4 protein-coding genes and 1 riboswitch are annotated in these 2,846 nt (G+C 57.8%); all 4 genes read right to left on the minus strand.

Annotated elements, in window-relative coordinates; all coding sequences use genetic code 11:
- The coding region (locus V6C16_RS10740; RefSeq protein WP_333543186.1) for a 3,4-dihydroxy-2-butanone-4-phosphate synthase at positions 1–427 on the minus strand (427 nt) is incomplete at its 3' end.
- 152 nt (positions 428–579) lie between these two features.
- Positions 580–729: riboswitch (FMN riboswitch) on the minus strand.
- Between the two features lie 308 nt (positions 730–1,037).
- A complete protein-coding gene (amrA, locus tag V6C16_RS10745; RefSeq protein WP_333536291.1) occupies positions 1,038–1,613 on the minus strand; it encodes an AmmeMemoRadiSam system protein A in 576 nt (191 codons plus the stop codon).
- A 269-nt stretch (positions 1,614–1,882) separates the two neighbouring features.
- Entirely contained in the window at positions 1,883–2,119 is a 237-nt protein-coding gene (locus V6C16_RS10750) for a dissimilatory sulfite reductase D family protein (RefSeq protein WP_015939294.1), read from the minus strand.
- 57 nt (positions 2,120–2,176) lie between these two features.
- A partial coding sequence (locus tag V6C16_RS10755) for a 4Fe-4S dicluster domain-containing protein (protein WP_333543187.1) occupies positions 2,177–2,846 on the minus strand: 670 nt, incomplete at its 5' end.

The raw sequence follows: 2,846 nt of genomic DNA on the forward strand, positions 1-2,846 counted from the left end.
GCAGGGGGAACACATGGCCCGGACGGCGCAGGTCTTCCGGGCGCGCGTTTTCCGCCACGGCGGCCTGAATGGTCGCCACACGGTCAGAGGCGGAAACCCCGGTGGTCACGCCAGTGGCGGCTTCGATGGAAATGGTGAACGCCGTTTGCTGCGTATTGGTGTTGTGCTCTGTCATCATGGGCAGGCCAAGACGCCGCGTGTACTCGTCTGTAAGGCACAGGCAGACAATACCGCTGCAATGCCTTATGAGCATGGCCATTTGCGGCACGGTGATGGTCCGGGCCGGAAAAATGAGGTCACCTTCATTTTCCCGGTCTTCATCATCCACCACCAGAACACCGCCACCGGCGCGCAAGGACGCCAGCGCTTTCTGCACACGCTCGTGCGAGCTGCCAAAGGAATCAAGAGACAATGAGGACTGATGCATGCCGTTCTCCGTTTTCCGGTCAATGCCGGGAGAGGGTGCATCAGGGCGTGGACGGGCCGCCAAAGGAATGCCACCGGAAACTTCGCCAAAGGCGAAAGCTCACACGCGGCAGCAAAAACCCGGCGCACATGCGCAAGGCCATTGGCGGCTGTAACCGTTCTCTTCCATCCGGACTGTTACCGTCGGCTTCGGATTCTCACCGAATCTGCTGACCCCAGCATGGGCGCTCGCGGGCTGACGCAGGCCATAAGGCCGCCGTATCACCGCCGGTGGGGACTTGCACCCCGCCCTGAGAAACAGAAACAACATACGCTTTCACGACCGGTTACGCAAGGCGTCGTACCATGAAAAAACATGAGCGTGGAATTGTTTGCAGAAAAAGACACAAGGCAAGCCTTGCCAAAACGTGTGCCTGAGGAAGCCGGAAACTTAGAGCAATTTCGCTTTGACATTGCTGACATTTCTGCCGCGCCTGCGGCGCTTGCGAGCGCCCGCACACGGCAAGGCAGTCTTTTGCGCATGGCTTTCGTCACTTGCCCCAGCCCGCGCAATGCCGGGAAAATCACGCCATACATTGCCTTGTGACGCGAAACTGGAGGGCCGCTTCATTTCAAGCGGGAAAAACAAAAGCCTCAAAGCAAAGCAGTTCCGCTCCCGGGTTTTGCCAGCTTCCCTTGGGCAGGTTGGCCTTGAGGCAAAGATTGTCCAGATACTCCAGCCTGTTCCAGCCCTGATCCACAGGAACCTGCGGCAGAAAAACGCCACTGTGTCCTTGCCATTGCAGGACGAGACCGTGAACACCCACCTCTATTTTTTCCGGGTCCGGGCAGGACTGCAACGTACCCAGCACAGAAATATCCAGTTCGGCCTTGCGCCACTCATCAAGCGTCAGGGGAGAAAAGCGGGGATCACTGAAAGCGGCCGCAGCTGCCAGATGCCAGACGCTTTTATACAGGGGTTCCCGCCCGACAATATTGCCGATGCAGCCCCGCAGGGCCTGATGGAGGGTAATGGTTACAAACGCACCCAAAGGCCGCAGCAGCGGCGCCTGGGGTCGATGCAGGCTTTCCGGCGGCTCGGGGATGGAAGGCACTGTTTTGCCCAGCAAGCCGGCTTCGATGGACATTCGGGCCTGGCGGCTTAAAAAATTCTTCTCTGCATCGGTAAGGTTGAACGGGGTGTCCATATCCACTCCTTTCCATATCAGTTTTACGATACAGTGCAGAATAATACTCTACAAAGCAAGAAGTGCCGCAACAATCGTTGCGACACTTCTTGATAAGGCTTTCACGCAAAGGCTGACGCGCCTCGCGCAGGCCAAGAACGGATCAGGCCCGGTGCTTGGAAATTTTTAGCCGCAGACAAAATACACAGGCTCTCATTGCGAAAACGAACTGGTCGGTTTCGGAACAAAAAGCCGGTTGTGACGCTGCATGCGGCTAAAAAGGCCAAACGCTAGTCTTCGCCTTCAGCGTGGGACTGCTTGCCGGCACCCTTCAGGCCATACATGGTGGTGGAACCGGAAGACCAGAACTCCAGCACTTCTTCGTTAACCAGCTTGGTGAGGATCTTCTTCACGTCGCGGGGACCTTTGTCAGGGAACAGGTCCGTAAAGTCCTTGAAATAGAACTTGGACTTGGAGGCGGCTTTGCTGTTCAGAAAATCAACAACAATATCTTTGTCGTCAGCCATGGTGATTCTCCTGTCCCGGCGGCGCGGATGCGCCGCCGGGGTTAAAACAAGATAGTCCTAGAACTTGAACTGCGTGCTCTGCCGCCAGGTGTAGTAGGCAGGGTCACGGAAGTCGTCGATAAGGTGGTGGGTGAACTCAAGGCCGGTCAGCTTGAAGAAGGTTTCCCAGCCGATGCGCTCAGCCCAGTCGCCCAGGCGTTCGTATTTATTGGCATTGGCAGCGTACACTTCAACGATGTGCTTCACGGTCTTGGTCAACGAAGGCCAGCGGGGCGGTTCGTTGGGGATGTAACCCACAACGACCTTGGAGAACTTGGGCATGCTGATGCGGTTGGAAACCTTGCCGCCCACCATGATGGCAACGCCGTCGCCGTCGCCGTCCGAGATGGGCAGCGCGGGACACATGGTGTAGCAGTTACCGCAGTACATGCAGCGTTCGTTCTTGATGGCGATGGAGTTCACCTTTTTGCCGTCAAGCTCCACCTTGGTGGGACGCACGGCGGCAGTGGGGCAAGCGGCCACGGCCAGGGGAATTTCGCACAGCTGGTCGGTCCACTCGTGGTCGATCATGGGCGGCTTGCGGTGGATGCCCACAAGGCCGATGTCGGAGCAGTGCACAGCGCCGCACATGTTGATGCAGCAGGCAAGGGCAATGCGCACGGGGGCGGGCAGACGCATGGACTTGAAGTCCTCAAACACAACGTCCATCACGGCCTTGACCGGGCCG

Source organism: Desulfovibrio sp. 1188_IL3213, from assembly GCF_036763145.1.
GTDB lineage: Bacteria > Desulfobacterota > Desulfovibrionia > Desulfovibrionales > Desulfovibrionaceae > Desulfovibrio.